Genomic DNA, 15,048 nt, shown 5'->3' on the forward strand with positions numbered 1-15,048 from the left:
CGACGACGTGGCACCGGTACGTTTCCCGCATTGCTGACCCGGCCGGGCCAACCGGCGGCCCAGCCGGGTCAACCGCCGGCGCGCGCGACCTGCGGCAGCAGCACCTCTATCGCCACACCGCGTGGGCGGAGCCGGTGCACGTGCACCGAGCCGCCATCGGCCGCGACGAGCCGGCGGACGATCCACAGGCCGAGCCCGGACATCCCGGAGCCCGGCTGCGGCCGGCGCAGCGCCTCCAGCAGACTCGCCGCCACCCGCCCCTCGCTCGTCACCAGCAGGCTGAGCCCGGTGCGGCGCAGCGTCGCGTAGATCCCCACCCGACCGTCGCGAGGCCCGTGCCGCAGCGCGTTCTCAACCAGGTTGACCAACACCTGCCGGACGCGTCGTGCCGGCACCGGGCACCGTGCCGCCCGCCGGGTGGCCCGGACCCGCCGCCGGTGCACGGGCACGAGAAGGGCGGACTCCCGCAGGAGCTCGCCGAGCGGCACGAGCGTCTCCGGCGCCACCGCCGGGGTCAGCGCGCCGGTGCCGGCCGTCGCGTCTCGGAGCAGCGCCTGCAGGTGCGCGGCCTGGTCCCGCGCGAGTCGGATGATCGCCCGGCGGTCGGCGGCGGTCAACTCCCGGCGCTCGTCGGCGAGCGCCCCGGTCAGCGACGTCAGCGAGCTGACGGGGGTACGGAACTCGTGACAGAGCACGCGCAGCAGCAGTTCCGGGTCGCTAGCTGTCGGCCGGTCCACGTCTTCACCGATCGGCTCGATCCGCCGGAAACCTCGCAGCACCGCCGCCAACCCGTGCCGTCCGCGCATCCGACCCGCTCCCTCCGTACCGGTGCGTACCCGCATGATCGGTACCCGCTCGGGAAGGGACCAGACATGCCCGACGTGCCCACCATTCGGCTCGTGGTCGTCGACGACCACCGGCTCTTCGTACGCGGGCTCGAACTTCTGCTGCCCGCCACGACCGACAAGCGGGTGGAGGTCGTGGGCTCGACCGGTGACGCCTCGGCGGCCGCCTCGCTGGTGAGCCGCTGCCATCCGGACCTGGCCCTGGTCGACCTGCACATGCCGCCACCGGGCGGCGTACGCGCCGTGGCGGCCATCCGGCGGACCACGCCCCGGGTACGCGTCGTGGCCATGTCGGGCGGCGACGACCCGGATCCGGCGCTGGAGGCGCTACGGGCCGGCGCCGAGGGGTACCTGCCGAAGAGCAGCCAACCCGAGGAGCTGCTGCCGCCGCTGCTGGCGGTCCTCGACGGTTGGGCCGTGCTCCCGGCAGAGCTGCTGCGTGCGCTGCTCCGACCGGTCCGGTCCGCCGCGATCGACCTGGACGTCGACGAGCGTCGTCTGCTGCGGGCCGTCGCCACCGGCCGCAGCAGCGTCGAGATCGCCGGAGACCTGCATGTGTCGGAACGGACCGTGAAGCGGATGATCGCCGCTCTGTTGCGGAAACTACGGGTCTCCAGCCGGGCCGAGGCCGCCGCTCTCGCCGGCCAGGTGGGTCTGCTCGGCGAATGAACAGTCGGGCCGATTCCACGGCCCACCGATCTGGTGGCGGGACCGATTACCCCGTCGGGCACACTATTGATGGCGCGAAAACACGACCCACCGAAATGAATCGACCGTATTCTTGCGGTTTACTGGGATCGTACGTCAAACTTTGGGACACACCCCGCCCCAGACAGGGAGTAATCGGCGATGGCCAGAAAAGTAATCACGGTGCTGACCGACGACCTCGATGGTGGAAAGGCCGACCGGACTGTCGAGTTCAGCCTCGACGGCGTCGGCTACACCATCGACGTCTCGGACGAGAACGCCGGCGTGCTGCGCAAGGCGCTCGACCCTTACATCACCGCCGGTCGCCGCATCGGGCGCGGCAATGTGGAGAGCGCCCGCAGCGGACGGCGGGCGGTCCGGATCGGCGGTGCGGGAATGGATCGGGAGCAGAACCGCGCCATCCGCGAATGGGCCGCCAAGAACGGTTACCGGATCTCCGAACGGGGCCGGATCCCGGTCGAGGTCGCCGAGGCGTACAAGAACCGCTGATCCTGCTCGCGGCGGCGCGCGACGTTCCGTCGCGGCGGGGAGCGTCGCCAGCAGGGCATCCATCCGGCCGGCCCGCACGGGCCGGCCGGACGTGTTCGCGATGCCGGGCGGGCCCACGCGCGAGGGCCGGCCGGGATCGCACCGGGCGGCCCGGCCGCACCGGAGCCGGCTCAGCCGAGCTGGATGCGGACCGCGTCGAAGGCGGGGGTCTGGTGGCCCCGCTACATCATCGGCAGCCGGTGCGAACCGTCACCGGCCCAGGCCGCGCACTGCGCGATGCCGGACTCCGGCAGGCCGGGCACCTGCATGGTCACCTCGTCCGGCTCCGCGCCACCGCAGCCGGCTGTCGTCGCAGTTGTTCGCGAGCACGTCCAGACCGGCGACGATCCCGCCGAAGACCGCGAGAGTGCCGATCACGGCCGGCAGTCGCCTGCTCCGTGCGTTACCGGACGACCGGCGCGCCCGTCTGGACCTGCGCATCGAATTGCTCGCCTCCGCGATCCGGTGGATCCGTCCCTCGCCGGCCGGCGGAATTGCGCGCACGCCGAGACGGCACTCCTGGCGTACCGTCACACGTCGATGGCCGACGATGCCATTTCCGTACCGTCTCCCGCCTCCGGTGCCGCGGACGGGGCGAGATCCTGCCCATTCCCGCTGAGGTACGGAACGTCCACGGTCAGGGGTTCGACGAGCCGCCGGAAAAAATTGTCCAGGCAGTCACCGGCCGCCCCGGGTGGGGACTGATAGCCGCTGGTCAGGTCGTACCTGCGGTCGGGAAGAAGCCGACGAACTCAGTCGGCGCAGAGATGGTCGAACGCGAAACCGCCGACCAGTTCGTCCCGGCGGGCCTGCAGCGCGAGGATGTCGGCCCGCAGCGCGTCCCTGCCGACGAACTCCGGCTCCGCGTCGTCCAGGTCACGCAGCCGCTCGCCGATGGCGACCGCGGCGAGGTCCTCGGCCAGTTGCGCCGAGTCGATGCCGCAGGAGAAGCCGTGCTCCCGGACCGTCACCCGTTCCACCAGGCAGCGTCCGGGGCGGACCTCCACCCAGCTCCACCCCTCTGCCGGTCCACCGGACCACTGCACGTGCAGGCCGCGCACGATGGGGTCGACCAGTCCGCGGGAGACGTACGCCTCCACCGCCGCCGCGCGGGCCAGCGCGCCCAGATCGTTCACGTGTCCCGTACGCCCGTCGGGGAGCCTGCCGAGGATCTCGCGGAACCCGGTCGGCGCGGGCCCCTCCGGGTCGGGCGGGGTCGCCGCGGCGTAACCGCGCGCGTCGAGGACGTACTCCACCAGGCGACGACCGTGGTCGGCGGGTCGCAGTGTGGACGACTCGACCCGCAGCACCGGCAGCCCGGCTGCCGCGGCGACGGTGGCCTTCATCCGCTCGGCCCGCTGCGCCGGCGAGCCTCCGGGCACGGCGGGACCGATCTCGACCGCGGCGACGATCTGACCGGTGTCGCCGGAACAGATGACGAGGTCGTATCCCTCGCGGCTGGCCGTACTCCACTGGTTGCCGGTGATGCCCGGCGGCCGTCCCGGTACGAGTTCGCCGAGCCGGTGCGCGGGGTACACCTGGTGACCGGCGCGGTGGAGCAGCGGGGCGCGCCCGCCCGCCAGGGGCAGCGCCCGCAGGAGCCTGCCCTCGTCACCGATGATCGTCATCCGCCTGATCCATCCGCCGATTCGTCGACCGGCCGAGTCTAGGGGTGGATCATGGGGGCCGCGTCGCCGGTGCGGCCCGGGCCGGGGCCACGACCAGCCAAACCCAGCAGATGTGAGGTGGATCACAGATCGGCCATGTTCCGACTCGCGGCGAGCGTGTATCCAGATCCACGCCGACGGGCCGTACGGCGGCGGTGACCGACAGGGAGGCAGCGGTGAGCTACCCGATCGACCGGAACCCCACCCGGATCACCCCGGACGCCGTCGCGCGGATCAGCGCCCACGCCGCCCGCCAGGCTCCCGGCGTGCACACGCTGGTCGCCGTGCCGGCCCGGCCGTACGGGGTGGCGGTCCGCCTCGACGACCGGGCGGTGAGCGTCGACGTGGACGTCGTCACCTGGTACGGCCAGAGCGTGCTGACCGTGGCCGATGCGATCCGCGACGCGGTGATCGAACAGGTGGAGTCGTCAACCGGGCTGGCCGTACGGGAAGTCACCGTCACGGTGCAGGACGTCGTCGTACCGGGCGTGGACGTGCCGGTGCCGACGTGACCGGCCGGACCGCCGGAGGTTGAGATGCGTACCGCCAACCGGCTGGCCACGCTGCTGCTCGCTGTCGTCCTGCTCGTCGGCGGCGTGCTGCTGGCCGTGGAGGCGCTGCTGTCCGCGGCCGGCCGGCCGGCGCTCTTCGTCGACCTCACCGGCTGGGCCGCGACGCTCGGTGGGGCCCGGTGGGACGAGCCGGCCGTGCGCGCGGCGGCGATCGCCGTCCTCCTGCTCGGGCTCTGTCTCCTCGCCGCCGAACTGCGGCGATGGACACCCCTGCGGGTGGACGCCGGGGCCGGCTGGCACCTGCACCGCCGCTGCCTGGAGCGCCGGCTGACCGTGGCCGCCGGTTCGGTTCCGGGTGTACGGCGGGCCCGGGTCCGGATACGCCGGTACGGCGCCCAGTGGCGACCGCGGGTGGCGGTCGTCGGTGACCCGGCGACCCGCGGCGAGGTCGAGTTCGCCGTGCGTCAGGAACTGCACCGGCTGGCCGTCTCCCGATCCGGCCGGATCGAGGTGCGGTTGCTTCCCCGGCGGCGGGCGGCGTGACCAACGCCGCGCACCGGGTGCTCTGGACCGTCGTGGCGCTGCTGCTGGTCGCGCTCGGCGGCGTCGTGCTGGCGCTGAACCTCGGTCGGCTCCCCGGCGGGGACCCGGGCGCCGTGCTGCTCGGCACGGGGCTACGGCGATCCTGGCGGCTCGCCGCGCCCTGGGGCGCACTGGCCGCGGCGGTCGCCGGGCTGCTCGCCGCGGTGAGCGGGCTGTGGCTGCTGCTCCGCGAGCTGCGCGGAATCGGCGAGGATCGGCGGACACTCGTCCACCCGGGCCGGCGCGGGCGGACCCGGCTGGCCGCCGCGGCGCTCACCCGGGCGCTGGAACGCGACCTGACCGGCGATCCGCGGATACGTCGCGCACGGGTGGTACTCACCGGCGATCCGCACCGGCCCGACCTGTGGCTCCGCGTGGAGATCGTGGCCGGCACGCGCACCGCCGGCCTGCGGGAGCACGTGAGCGGCGCCATCCGCCGCTACGTCGACACCGCCGACTGCCACCCCGCCCACCTCGACGTGACCGCGCTGGTCGACGCCGGCCAGGCATGATCGACCCACCGGCGCCCGCTCGGTCGCCGGAGCGCCGAGACCTGGAGGTGGAGCGTGCGGGTCGTGTCGCTCGTACCGTCGCTGACCGAGGCCGTGGCGGTCACCCTGCCCGGCGTGCTGGTCGGCGCCACCGACTGGTGCACCCACCCGGCGGAGCTGGACGTGCCGCGGGTGGGCGGCAGCAAGTACCCCGACCTGGCTCGGGTGCTCGCGCTGCGCCCGGACCTCGTGCTGCTCAACGTCGAGGAGAACCGCCGGGAGGACGCCGACGCCCTGGTCGCCGCGGGGGTGCCGGTGCGGGTCACCTACCCGCGTACCGTGCCGGAGGCGCTCGCCGAGCTGACCGAGCTGCTCGCCGACCTCGGCGCGACGCAGGAGCCGGCCTGGCTCGGCGCCGCCCGCCGCGCCTGGGCCGACCCGCCGCGGTTGTCGCCGGCCCGCCGGGCGGTGGTGCCGGTCTGGCGTCGCCCCTGGGTGGTCCTCGGATCCGACACGTTCGCCGGGGACGTGCTGCGGCGGTTGGGGACGCTGAACCTCTACGAGGGGCACCCGGAGCGTTACCCCCGCCCGGAGTTCGCCGAGCTGCGCGACATCGGCGCGGAACTCGTGGTGCTCCCCGACGAGCCGTACCGCTTCACCGCCGACGACGGCCCCGAGGCTTTCCCCGGTACGCCCTGCGCCCTACTCTCCGGCCGGCATCTGACCTGGTACGGACCGTCGCTGGCCGAGGCGCCCGCGGTGCTCGCCGCGCAGCTGGCCCGGCCGGTGACCGTCCCGGCCTGACCTGGCCGGTTCGATCATCCGCTCGGCCGCCGGCACGGCAGTCCGGCGGCCCGGTGGTGATCGGTTGCGCGCCGCCGTTGGACCGGATCACGGCGTCAGGGCTCCCCGCCCTCGGCCCGGCGGCCCGTCGATCGACTGCGGGCCCGGCTTCGCCCCCGCCGGACCGACACTGCGCTCCACCCGATCGACACCGACAGGGTCACCACCACCACCGCGAACGTGAGCCAGAGCGGCAGCTTTCCCACGGGCGTCTCGGCGAGGATCAGCTTCAGCCCGGCGAAGGCCAGCAGGACCGCCAGGCCGTACCGCAGGTAGCCGAAGTGACGCAGCAGCCCGGCGAGGCAGAAGTAGAGGCTGCGCAGCCCCAGCACGGCGAAGGCGTTGGCCGTCCAGACCAGGAACGTGTTGGTGGTGATGGACAGGATCGCGGCCACCGAGTCGATCGCGAAGACCACGTCGGTGGCCTCGATCGCGACGAGCGCCACCAGCAGCAGGGTCGCCCGGCGTCGACCGTCGATGCGTACCGTGAATCGGTCGCCGTGGTAGCCGGGGTCGGTCGGGACCAGTCGGCGGAACAGCCGCACCACGCGGTTGCGTTCCGGGTTCACGTCGGGTTCGCCGCGTACGGCCAACCGCCAGCCGGTCCAGATCAGGAAAGCGCCGAGCACCACGCCGGCCCAGGCCAGCCGCCGCAGCAGCTCGGCGCCGGCGAGGATGAAGGCCAGCCGGAACACCAACGCCCCGAGCACACCCCAGAACAACACCTTGTGCTGGTAGCCGGCGGGGACCCGGAAGTACCCGAAGAGCAGGGCGAAGACGAAGACGTTGTCCACCGACAGCGCCTTCTCCAACAGGTAGCCGGAGTAGTACGCGACCGCCGGCTCGCCGCCGCGCCAGAACCAGATGACGAGGCCGAAGAGGAGGCCCGCGCCGATCCAGACGGCGCTCCAGATCAACGCCTCGCGCAGCTCGATGACGTGGTTGTCCCGGTGCGAGAGCACATCCACCGCGAGCATGACCGCGATGACGACACTGACTGCCGCCCAGGCCCAGGGCGGTGCCGGGAACGTCGCGTCGCCCACCCGGTGCCCTCCGCATCGACCGCTTCCCCGGGGTGATCTCCGCCGCTCGGCGCGGCGACGACGGACTGAGGCAGGGGGCGCCTCCGAGCCTATTTCAACGACGCGTGCGGCGGGACCGCTCGGACGAGATCGGCCCGCGGCGGCCGGTGCGGGCCGCGTACGGGCCGGTCCGTCGCGGACACGGTGGCGGGCTGCCGCACATCGGCCCCGCACTATCCGGCAGGATCGGAGCTGACCGGGCCACACGACCCAACACGGCAGGAGACTTCCCGATGAACCAGCCAGCAGGTGCCCGCTCGGGCAAGCCCGACGTCGCCCCGATCGAGGGTGCGCCCCCCGCCGACCTCGTTGTCGAGGACCTCACCGTCGGCGATGGCCCGGAGGCCCAGCCGGGGCAGCTGGCCACCGTGCACTACGTCGGCGTCGGGCACAGCAGCGGGCGCGAGTTCGACTCGTCCTGGAACCGGGGCGAGCCCTTCGAGTTCCCGCTGGGCGGCGGACAGGTGATCGCCGGATGGGACCAGGGCGTGGTCGGCATGCGCGTCGGCGGCCGCCGCCGGCTGGTCATCCCGCCGCACCTGGGTTACGGCGACCGGGGCGCGGCCGGTGTCATCCGCCCGGGCGAGACCCTGATCTTCGTGGTGGACCTGCTCGGCGTCCGCTGACCACTCGCCGGGGCCGTCGACGAACGTCGGCGGCCCCGCTCGCGGCTCGGTGTCCGCTCGCGGGCGGACGCCGAGTTCAGGCGGCCACCAGCACCGGCCGCCGCGCCAGCCGCCCGGGCCGCGCCACCGGCACCGGCACCGGCACCGGCACCGACGACTCGACCGGTGCGACCGGCGCCGGGGCCGGGGCCGGGGCGGCGGTGGGTGGCGCCGGCGATCGCGGTGGCGAGGCGGGCTGTGCGGGCGGGCCCGCGGCCGGCCGGGACGACTGGACGACCGGGACGACCCGGTGCAGCCCGGTGACCCGAAGCACCCGGGCCACCACCGGATCCGGGTCGACCAGCACGAGCTCGCCGCCCTGCGCGCGCACGCGCAGGTGCGCGGCGGCCAGCGCCCGCACCCCGGCGGCGGAGAGCAACCGGACGCCCGCCAGATCCACGCGCAGCACCGGCCGCGCCGGCGCGGCCCAGAGCGCCGAGCGGAGCGCGCCCACGGTGGCGACGTCGATCTCGCCGAACGCGCGCACGTCCACGCTCTCGTCGCCCACGCTCACCTGCACGTGGAACCGGTCGCTGAGCTGCTCTCCCATGCTGTCCAATCTAGTCTCGACCACCGACAGTCCGGTTCGGCGCCGAAGGTGATTCGGGGTACGCCCAGGGTCGTACCCCGACCGGACCCCGATCCCTCGCGAGCCGGGACGTACGGGTTGCGCCGGCGCGCCGCAACACCGACCGGCCCGTCGACGACTCAACAGGGCATCGGCGGGTGACAATGCATGGATGGTCGTCCCCCGCCCCCGGCCGCCCCGGCTGATCCGACCGGTCCGTGAGCCGGCCACCGTCCCGCCCGCGCTGACCGGTTCGTGGGCCCCCACCGATCGGCGGCTCGACTCGGTCGAGCTGTTGCCGCTGCCGGACGGCGCGGCCGGCCCCGAGGACGTGGTCGTCGACCCGGCCGGCCGGGTGCTCAGTGGCGACGAGGACGGGCGGCTGTGGTGGTGGCCGGCGGACGCGGCACCGGGCACCCGCCCGCGGCTGCTGGCCGAGACCGGTGGCCGGCCGCTCGGTATCGAGCTCGACCCGACCGGCGGCGGGCTGGTGGTCTGCGACGCCTACCGGGGGCTGCTGCGAGTCACCCCGGACGGGTCGGTGCACGAGCTGACCGGCACCGCCCCACCGGTGCACCTGGCCAACAACGCCACGGTGGCCCGGGACGGCACCATCTACTTCACCGACAGCTCGGATCGATTCCCGGTGTCGCACTGGAAGCGGGACCTGCTGGAGCACCGGCCGAACGGCCGGGTGCTCGCGTACCGGCCCGGAGGTCGTCGCGCCGAGGTGGTGGTGGAGGGCCTCTACTTCCCGAACGGCATCGCGCTGACTCCGGACGAGTCGGCGCTGATGCTGGTGGAGACGACCACACACCGGCTGCTCCGGGTCGAGCTGCCCGGCGGCGCGGTCCGCGTCCTGGCCGACCTGCCGGCTTACCCGGACAATCTCTCTGCCGTGGGCGACGGCACGTACTGGATCGCGCTGCCCAGCCCCCGGGTGGCGGTGGCCGAGCGACTGCTGCCGCACCCGCGGCTGCGCCAGCTCGCCGCGCTGCTACCCGACGCCATGCAGCCCCAACCACGACGCTACGGCCTGGTCGCGCTGGTCGACGGCGAGGGCGCCGTCCGCCGTACCCTGCACGGTCCGCGCGGTGACTACTGGATGATCACGGGTGTACGCCAGCACGGCGACGTGCTCTGGCTCGGCAGCTTGATCGGTCCGGGCATCGCCCGCGTCCCGCTGACCTGACCGGCGCCGTGCGGTGAGTGCGCCGACCGGACGCTCCGGCAACGCCACGGCGGGTCCGGACACGGCACGCGCGGCACCACCGGGGCGGAACGCCCGTCGTCCCGCGACGGACCCCGACCCCCGCCGAGATCAACTCGCCTTACATGAAGTCGGGGTATCCGCGCGGAAGGACACCCCGACTACAAGGATCTCGGGAACCATCGAGCCCGAGCCGGGCCGGGCGGGACCGGCCGGACCCGCAGGCGGGGCCGGCCCGCACGGTGCGCGGCCCGGCCCCGGGACGATACTGCGGTCAGCCGCCGGTCACCGAGGGGTGCGGGGCCGGCGAACCGCCGGCGACCGCGCCCGGGTGTGCCGGCTGGCTCGGCGCGGGCTTCAGCCCGCTCGGCACCGGCAGCGCGCTGCCCTTGACGAACTCGTCCCAACTGACGTTCCATGCGGTCCAGCCGTTGCCGTACTGCAACTCCACCTCGGTGCCCTTGACCGTCACCAGGTCACCGACCTTGGTGACGTTCATCAGCCAGTCCGCGGCCGCCGCCGAGACGTTGGTGCAGCCGTGCGAGGTGTTGGTGCTGCCCTGCTCCCCCTCTGACCACGGGGCGCCGTGGATGAACTCCCCACCCCAGGTGAGCCGCTGCGCATCCTCCACGTCCACCACGTACGGGTCGGCCGAACCCGTCGTGTCGAACGTGGTGAACTGGTGCTGCTCCATGATCACCATCTTGCCGCTGGACGTCGGCGTGCTCGGCTTGCCGAGGCTGACCGGGATCTTGCGGATCACCTTGCCGTCACGCAGGACCGACATCTGCTTCGTGGCGTTGTCGATCTCCAGTGAGACCTGCTGACCGATCTTCGACGTCGACCTGCGGTCATCGTCGCCGACCAGGTCCTTGCCGATCGGCAGCCCCTCCAGCGCGGACCGGACGCTGATCGTCGTGCCCGGCCGCCAGAAATCGGGTGCCCGGTAATAGATTTGGCTACCGTCCTCCACCCACGACCAGACACCCGGCTGCGACGGATTCGTCTTTACGAACAACCGGCGCTGGACATCCGCCCTGGCCTCTTTCGGAATGGGCGGGTCGAACGCGACCGTCACCGGCATCGCGGTGCCGTACGTCCGTTTGTCGCCGAAATAGAGGGTGCTGGTCACCGCCGGTTTGGTCGATTTCGGCATGGTGGTGAAGGTCGTCTTGCGTGTCGTCGTCCTACCGGAGTCGCCGGTCGCGGTCACCTCGGCCGTGTACGTCCGCTTCGGCTGCAACGGCGTGCTCGGCACCCACGCGGACCCGTCCTCGCGGGGTTCCGCCTTGATCTCCTTGCCCTTGTCGTCGGTGATCCGGACAGCGGACACGCGACCGCCCGCGACCCGGGTACCGACCTCGGCGCTGATCGGCACGCCCTTCGCGCCTTCTCCGGGCGTCACGGTGAGTTCCGGCGGCGCCGCATGCTTCTTCCCATGCCCTCCGCCGTCCTTTGAATCCGCGGTGCACCCGACCAGGACCAGTGGAGTGGCCGCGACGACCACCCCCAACAGCGTCAAACGCCGCCTCAACCTCATGATGCGTCCCCCCGTTTTCCGCTTCCGTACGCCCATTCTCTCTACGTCGGTACGACTTCCCCCGCAATTCACAAAATATGGGGGTGACAATTATCGGCCGCATTTTCCGGCGCTGCGCCGAAAGTAACTGATCGTCGGCCGGGGCCATGATCGGGCGCGACGGGCGGGTACGGGCGACCGACGCCCGACGCGACGACACCGTCCCGTCCGCACCGTCGCGCGCCGTGCCGACCCGATTCGACCGCCCCACCCGACCGAGGTCCCCGGCCGGCGTCACCCACTGGCGCGCCCGCACCGGACGTGAGCCTCAGGCGACTTTTGTCGGCCGCAGCGAAAGTTCGGCGCTCCCGGCAGAACCTTTGCCTTCGACCGGCGGCAAGGGTACGGTGACGTGCCAGATAGATAGTTGCCCATAGGTCGATCCGCTGCCCGCCCCGCCGACAGTGGCGCGCCCCGCGTGGGCTCGTCCCGCACCCGTACCCCGACCGCATCGTCCGCCGGAGCCGCTCCGGCCGGTCCGGCGCGCCCGGGACGAGGCGGCTGGTCGACCCGTGACCGCCGGATGAGCAGCGTCCGGCAGGGAGGGAACACCACCATGCAGCAGAGCAAACAGCCGTCGGAGCCGCCGGAGGCGTCCGATACGGTCAGCCGGCGCGGGCTGCTCCGCGCGGCGACCGTCTCCGCCGCCGCGGTCGGCACCGCCGGCCTGTTCGGCGCCTCGGCAGCGTCGGCCTCCGGCGGCTCGGGACACGGCGGTGGCCGGCGGCGAGTGCCGATCGACCGGATCAGTATCCAGCTCTACACCCTGCGCGACCAGTTGGCCGCCGACCTACCCGGCACGCTCGCCGCACTGCGCCGCTTCGGCTACCGACGGGTCGAACACGCCGGTTTCGTCGGCCGGACAGCGGCCGAGTTCCGCGCCGCCCTCGACGAGGCCGGGCTGCGTGCGACCTCGGGTCACACGGCCATTCCGCAACCCTTCGACGCCGACACCTGGGCACGCGCCCTCGACGACGCGAACACGGTGGGCTGCCGGAAGCTCGTGCACCCGTGGTTCGGGCTGGACGCGGCGGGGCAGCCGATCCGCGACCCGCAGGTCTACCGGGCGCTCGCGCGTGACCTCAATCGGGCCGGCCGGATGGCCGAGCGCGCCGGCCTGGAGTTCGGCTACCACAACCACCAACTCGAGTTCGTCCCGCTGACCGGCGGCGGGACCGGGTTCGGCATCCTCACCGGCGAGACCGACCCGCGGTTGGTCCACTTCGAACTGGACCTCTTCTGGGCGTGGCGCGGCGCGCAGGATCCGATCGACCTGATTCGCGCCAACCGGGGCCGGATCCGCCAGGTCCACGTCAAGGACATGAACACCGAAGCCAGCTTCGCCGACCTCGGCGACGGCCTCATCGATTTCGGCCGGATCTTCGCGCACGAACGGGAGGCCGGCATCGAGGAGTACATCGTGGAGCGCGACGACGCCGGTACGCCGCCGCGCACGCCCGCCGACGCGCTGGAGACCGCCCGCGTCGGCTTCGACTACCTCGCGTCGCTTCGTTACTGACCACGACACCCGGGGGAACCACTGTGAAGAAGAGAACCGCCGTCCTGTCCGCCCTGGCGCTGGTCACCGCCGGCCTCGCCGCGCCGGCCGCGCCGTCGGCCGCCGCGCCCGCGCCCGCGCCCGCCGCACCGCCGGACTCCAGCTTCCAGAAGGTGACGCTCAACGACTTCCCGGGCGAGCCGGTGAGTCTTGCCGTTCTGCCCGACCTGCGGGTGCTGCACACCGCGCGCACCGGCGAGGTCCGCATCCACGACCCGCGTACCGGCCTGAACACCCTCGCCGCCGACGTACCCGTCTACGAGCACGACGAGGAGGGCCTGCAGGGCATCGCCATCGACCCGGACTTCGCCCACAACAAGTGGGTCTATCTCTACTACTCCCCGCCCGGCGACACACCGGCCGACGACCCGAGCACGCCGGACGTCAACGAGGGCGACGCGCCGTTCGTCGGCACCGAGCAGGACTGGCAGCGGTTCCGCGGCGCGCTGCGGCTGTCCCGGTTCAAGCTCGAGGGGATGAAGCTCAACCTCGCCACCGAGCAGAAGATCATCGACGTGCCCGTCGACCGGGGCATCTGCTGCCACGTCGGCGGCCAGATCGAGTTCGACAGCAAGGGCAACCTGTACCTCTCCACCGGTGACGACACCAACCCGTTCTTCTCCGACGGTTACACCCCGATCGACGAGCGGGCCGACCGGAACCCCGCGTTCGACGCGCAGCGCACCGCAGCGAACACGAACGACCTGCGGGGCAAGCTGCTGCGGATCAAGGTGAAGCCGGGCGGCGGCTACACGGTGCCGAAGGGCAACCTGTTCAAGCCGGGCACCCCGAAGACCCGTCCGGAGATCTACGCGATGGGGCTGCGCAACCCGTTCCGGTTCGCCGTCGACCGCCGCACCGACGATGTCTACCTGGCCGACTACTCGCCCGACGCCGGGGCGTCGAACCCGGACCGCGGACCGGCGGGGCACGGCCGCTGGATGGTGGTCGACAAGCCGGCCAACTACGGCTGGCCGTACTGCGCCACCCCGGACCTGCCGTACCGCGACTACGACTTCGCGACCAACACCCCCGGCAAGTACTTCAACTGCGAGCGGCCGGTCAACGACTCACCGCACAACACCGGGCAGCGCCGGCTGCCGCCGGTCGAGGCGCCCCAGGTGTGGTACCCGTCCGCCGCTTCCGGCGAGTTCCCGCAGCTCGGCACCGGCGGCATCGGTCCGATGGGCGGCCCGGCGTACGACTACGACGGGCGGAGCACGTCGCGGACCCGCTGGCCCGCCTACTACGACGGCGTGCCGCTGTTCTACGAGTGGACCCGCGACTACATCAAGGAGTTCCGCCTCGACAACCAGGGCAACGTGAGCGACATCCGTCCGGTGGTGCCGTCGCTGGTGGTCGACAACCCGATGGACATGGAGTTCGGCCCGGACGGCGCGCTCTACGTGCTGGAGTACGGCGACGGCTACTTCGCCGAGAACCCGGACGCGCAGCTGTCCCGGATCGACTTCGTCCGCGGCAACCGCACGCCGATCCCCCAGATCAGCGCCGACCCGACGGTCGGGCAGGCGCCGCTGACGGTGCACTTCTCCAGCGCCGGGACCGTCGACCCGGACGGTGACCGGCTGCGCTACGCCTGGGACTTCGACGCCGACGGTTCGGTCGACTCCACCGACCCGAACCCGAGCTGGACCTACCAGACGAACGGCCAGTACAACCCGACGGTGAAGGTCACCGACAGCACCGGACGCTCGGCCGCCGCCACCCTGCCGCTACTGGTCGGGCCGCGGGCACCGATCGTCGAGTTCGTCACCCCGACCGCCGGGCAGCCCTTCCAGTTCGGGCAGACCGTCGCGTTCGAGGTACGGGTGACCGACGACCTGCCGGTCGACTGTTCGCGGGTGCAGGTGACGTACATCCTCGGCCACGACGAGCACGGGCACCCGCTCTCGACGGCGACCGGTTGCACCGGCACCATCACCACCTTCCTCGACCCCGGTCACGGTGGGGCCGACAACCTGCGCGCGGTCTTCGTGGCGGAGTACACCGACGCGCCGACCGACCCGGACGTTCCGCCGCAGACGGGCAGCGCCGAGGTGGTGCTGAACCCGACGGGCAGCAGCGCCGGCTGAACCTACCGGTGGTGGCCCGGCGCGTCGGGCCACCACCGCACCCGCCGGCGGCACGGCAGCCGCCGCGGCCACCACGCAGGGAAGGGCCGGCACCGCACGGTGCCGGCCCTTCCGTTC

At 72.8% G+C, this 15,048-nt stretch carries 14 protein-coding genes and 1 pseudogene; 10 read left to right on the forward strand and 5 right to left on the reverse strand.

Annotated features, from left to right (window positions below; all coding sequences use genetic code 11):
- Positions 1–68 precede the first annotated feature (68 nt).
- The gene (locus BXA10_RS21680; protein ID WP_175649271.1) at positions 69–806 is read right to left on the reverse strand and encodes a sensor histidine kinase; all 738 of its coding nucleotides are present in this window, start codon (positions 804–806) and stop codon (positions 69–71) included.
- A 66-nt stretch (positions 807–872) separates the two neighbouring features.
- Between BXA10_RS21680 and BXA10_RS21685 the strand changes: the two genes are divergently transcribed.
- Together BXA10_RS21685 and BXA10_RS21690 are read left to right on the forward strand one after the other, a co-directional pair.
- Positions 873–1,514: a response regulator gene (locus BXA10_RS21685; protein WP_076472650.1), complete on the forward strand. Its 642-nt coding sequence runs from the start codon at positions 873–875 to the stop codon at positions 1,512–1,514.
- Positions 1,515–1,694: 180 nt separating this feature from the next.
- The gene (locus BXA10_RS21690; RefSeq protein WP_076472651.1) at positions 1,695–2,042 is read left to right on the forward strand and encodes a histone-like nucleoid-structuring protein Lsr2; all 348 of its coding nucleotides are present in this window, start codon (positions 1,695–1,697) and stop codon (positions 2,040–2,042) included.
- A 791-nt stretch (positions 2,043–2,833) separates the two neighbouring features.
- Here the strand turns inward: BXA10_RS21690 and BXA10_RS21695 are convergent.
- Positions 2,834–3,709 (reverse strand): PDDEXK family nuclease, encoded by an 876-nt coding sequence (locus BXA10_RS21695; RefSeq protein ID WP_076472652.1) that lies wholly within the window; start codon positions 3,707–3,709, stop codon positions 2,834–2,836.
- 215 nt (positions 3,710–3,924) lie between these two features.
- Between BXA10_RS21695 and BXA10_RS21700 the strand changes: the two genes are divergently transcribed.
- From BXA10_RS21700 to BXA10_RS21715, 4 genes are read left to right on the forward strand one after another with little or no spacing between them, the layout of a single operon-like run.
- Positions 3,925–4,260 carry an Asp23/Gls24 family envelope stress response protein gene (locus BXA10_RS21700; protein WP_076472653.1) on the forward strand — a complete coding sequence of 112 codons (336 nt, stop codon included), beginning with the start codon at positions 3,925–3,927 and terminating at the stop codon, positions 4,258–4,260.
- 24 nt (positions 4,261–4,284) lie between these two features.
- Positions 4,285–4,803: a DUF6286 domain-containing protein gene (locus BXA10_RS21705; RefSeq protein ID WP_076472654.1), complete on the forward strand. Its 519-nt coding sequence runs from the start codon at positions 4,285–4,287 to the stop codon at positions 4,801–4,803.
- On the forward strand, positions 4,800–5,354 hold the full coding sequence (locus BXA10_RS21710; protein ID WP_076472655.1) for a hypothetical protein: 555 nt from the start codon (positions 4,800–4,802) through the stop codon (positions 5,352–5,354). The genes BXA10_RS21705 and BXA10_RS21710 overlap by 4 nt, the downstream gene beginning before the upstream one ends.
- A 54-nt stretch (positions 5,355–5,408) precedes the next feature.
- Entirely contained in the window at positions 5,409–6,137 is a 729-nt protein-coding gene (locus BXA10_RS21715; RefSeq protein ID WP_076472656.1) for a helical backbone metal receptor, read from the forward strand.
- A gap of 95 nt (positions 6,138–6,232) precedes the next feature.
- Here the strand turns inward: BXA10_RS21715 and BXA10_RS21720 are convergent, their stop codons facing one another.
- Positions 6,233–7,153 (reverse strand): TerC family protein, encoded by a 921-nt coding sequence (locus BXA10_RS21720; RefSeq protein ID WP_217696821.1) that lies wholly within the window; start codon positions 7,151–7,153, stop codon positions 6,233–6,235.
- Positions 7,154–7,491: 338 nt separating this feature from the next.
- Between BXA10_RS21720 and BXA10_RS21725 the strand changes: the two genes are divergently transcribed.
- Positions 7,492–7,884, forward strand: a complete 393-nt coding sequence (locus BXA10_RS21725; RefSeq protein ID WP_076472717.1) for an FKBP-type peptidyl-prolyl cis-trans isomerase — start codon at positions 7,492–7,494, stop codon at positions 7,882–7,884.
- A 271-nt stretch (positions 7,885–8,155) separates the two neighbouring features.
- Here BXA10_RS21725 and BXA10_RS32590 read toward each other — a convergent pair.
- Positions 8,156–8,473: pseudogene (locus tag BXA10_RS32590) on the reverse strand (STAS domain-containing protein); the annotation flags it as partial.
- Between the two features lie 190 nt (positions 8,474–8,663).
- Between BXA10_RS32590 and BXA10_RS21735 the strand changes: the two are divergent.
- Positions 8,664–9,683, forward strand: a complete 1,020-nt coding sequence (locus tag BXA10_RS21735; protein ID WP_076472658.1) for an SMP-30/gluconolactonase/LRE family protein — start codon at positions 8,664–8,666, stop codon at positions 9,681–9,683.
- Positions 9,684–9,975: 292 nt separating this feature from the next.
- Here BXA10_RS21735 and BXA10_RS21740 read toward each other — a convergent pair whose 3' ends face one another.
- Entirely contained in the window at positions 9,976–11,241 is a 1,266-nt protein-coding gene (locus BXA10_RS21740; RefSeq protein WP_076472659.1) for a L,D-transpeptidase, read from the reverse strand.
- 595 nt (positions 11,242–11,836) lie between these two features.
- Between BXA10_RS21740 and BXA10_RS21745 the strand changes: the two genes are divergently transcribed.
- Positions 11,837–12,799: a sugar phosphate isomerase/epimerase family protein gene (locus BXA10_RS21745; protein WP_076472718.1), complete on the forward strand. Its 963-nt coding sequence runs from the start codon at positions 11,837–11,839 to the stop codon at positions 12,797–12,799.
- 23 nt (positions 12,800–12,822) lie between these two features.
- Positions 12,823–14,931 carry a PQQ-dependent sugar dehydrogenase gene (locus tag BXA10_RS21750; RefSeq protein WP_076472660.1) on the forward strand — a complete coding sequence of 703 codons (2,109 nt, stop codon included), beginning with the start codon at positions 12,823–12,825 and terminating at the stop codon, positions 14,929–14,931.
- Positions 14,932–15,048: the final 117 nt, after the last annotated feature.

Origin of the sequence: Micromonospora avicenniae, assembly GCF_900156065.1 — a bacterium.
GTDB lineage: Bacteria > Actinomycetota > Actinomycetes > Mycobacteriales > Micromonosporaceae > Micromonospora > Micromonospora avicenniae.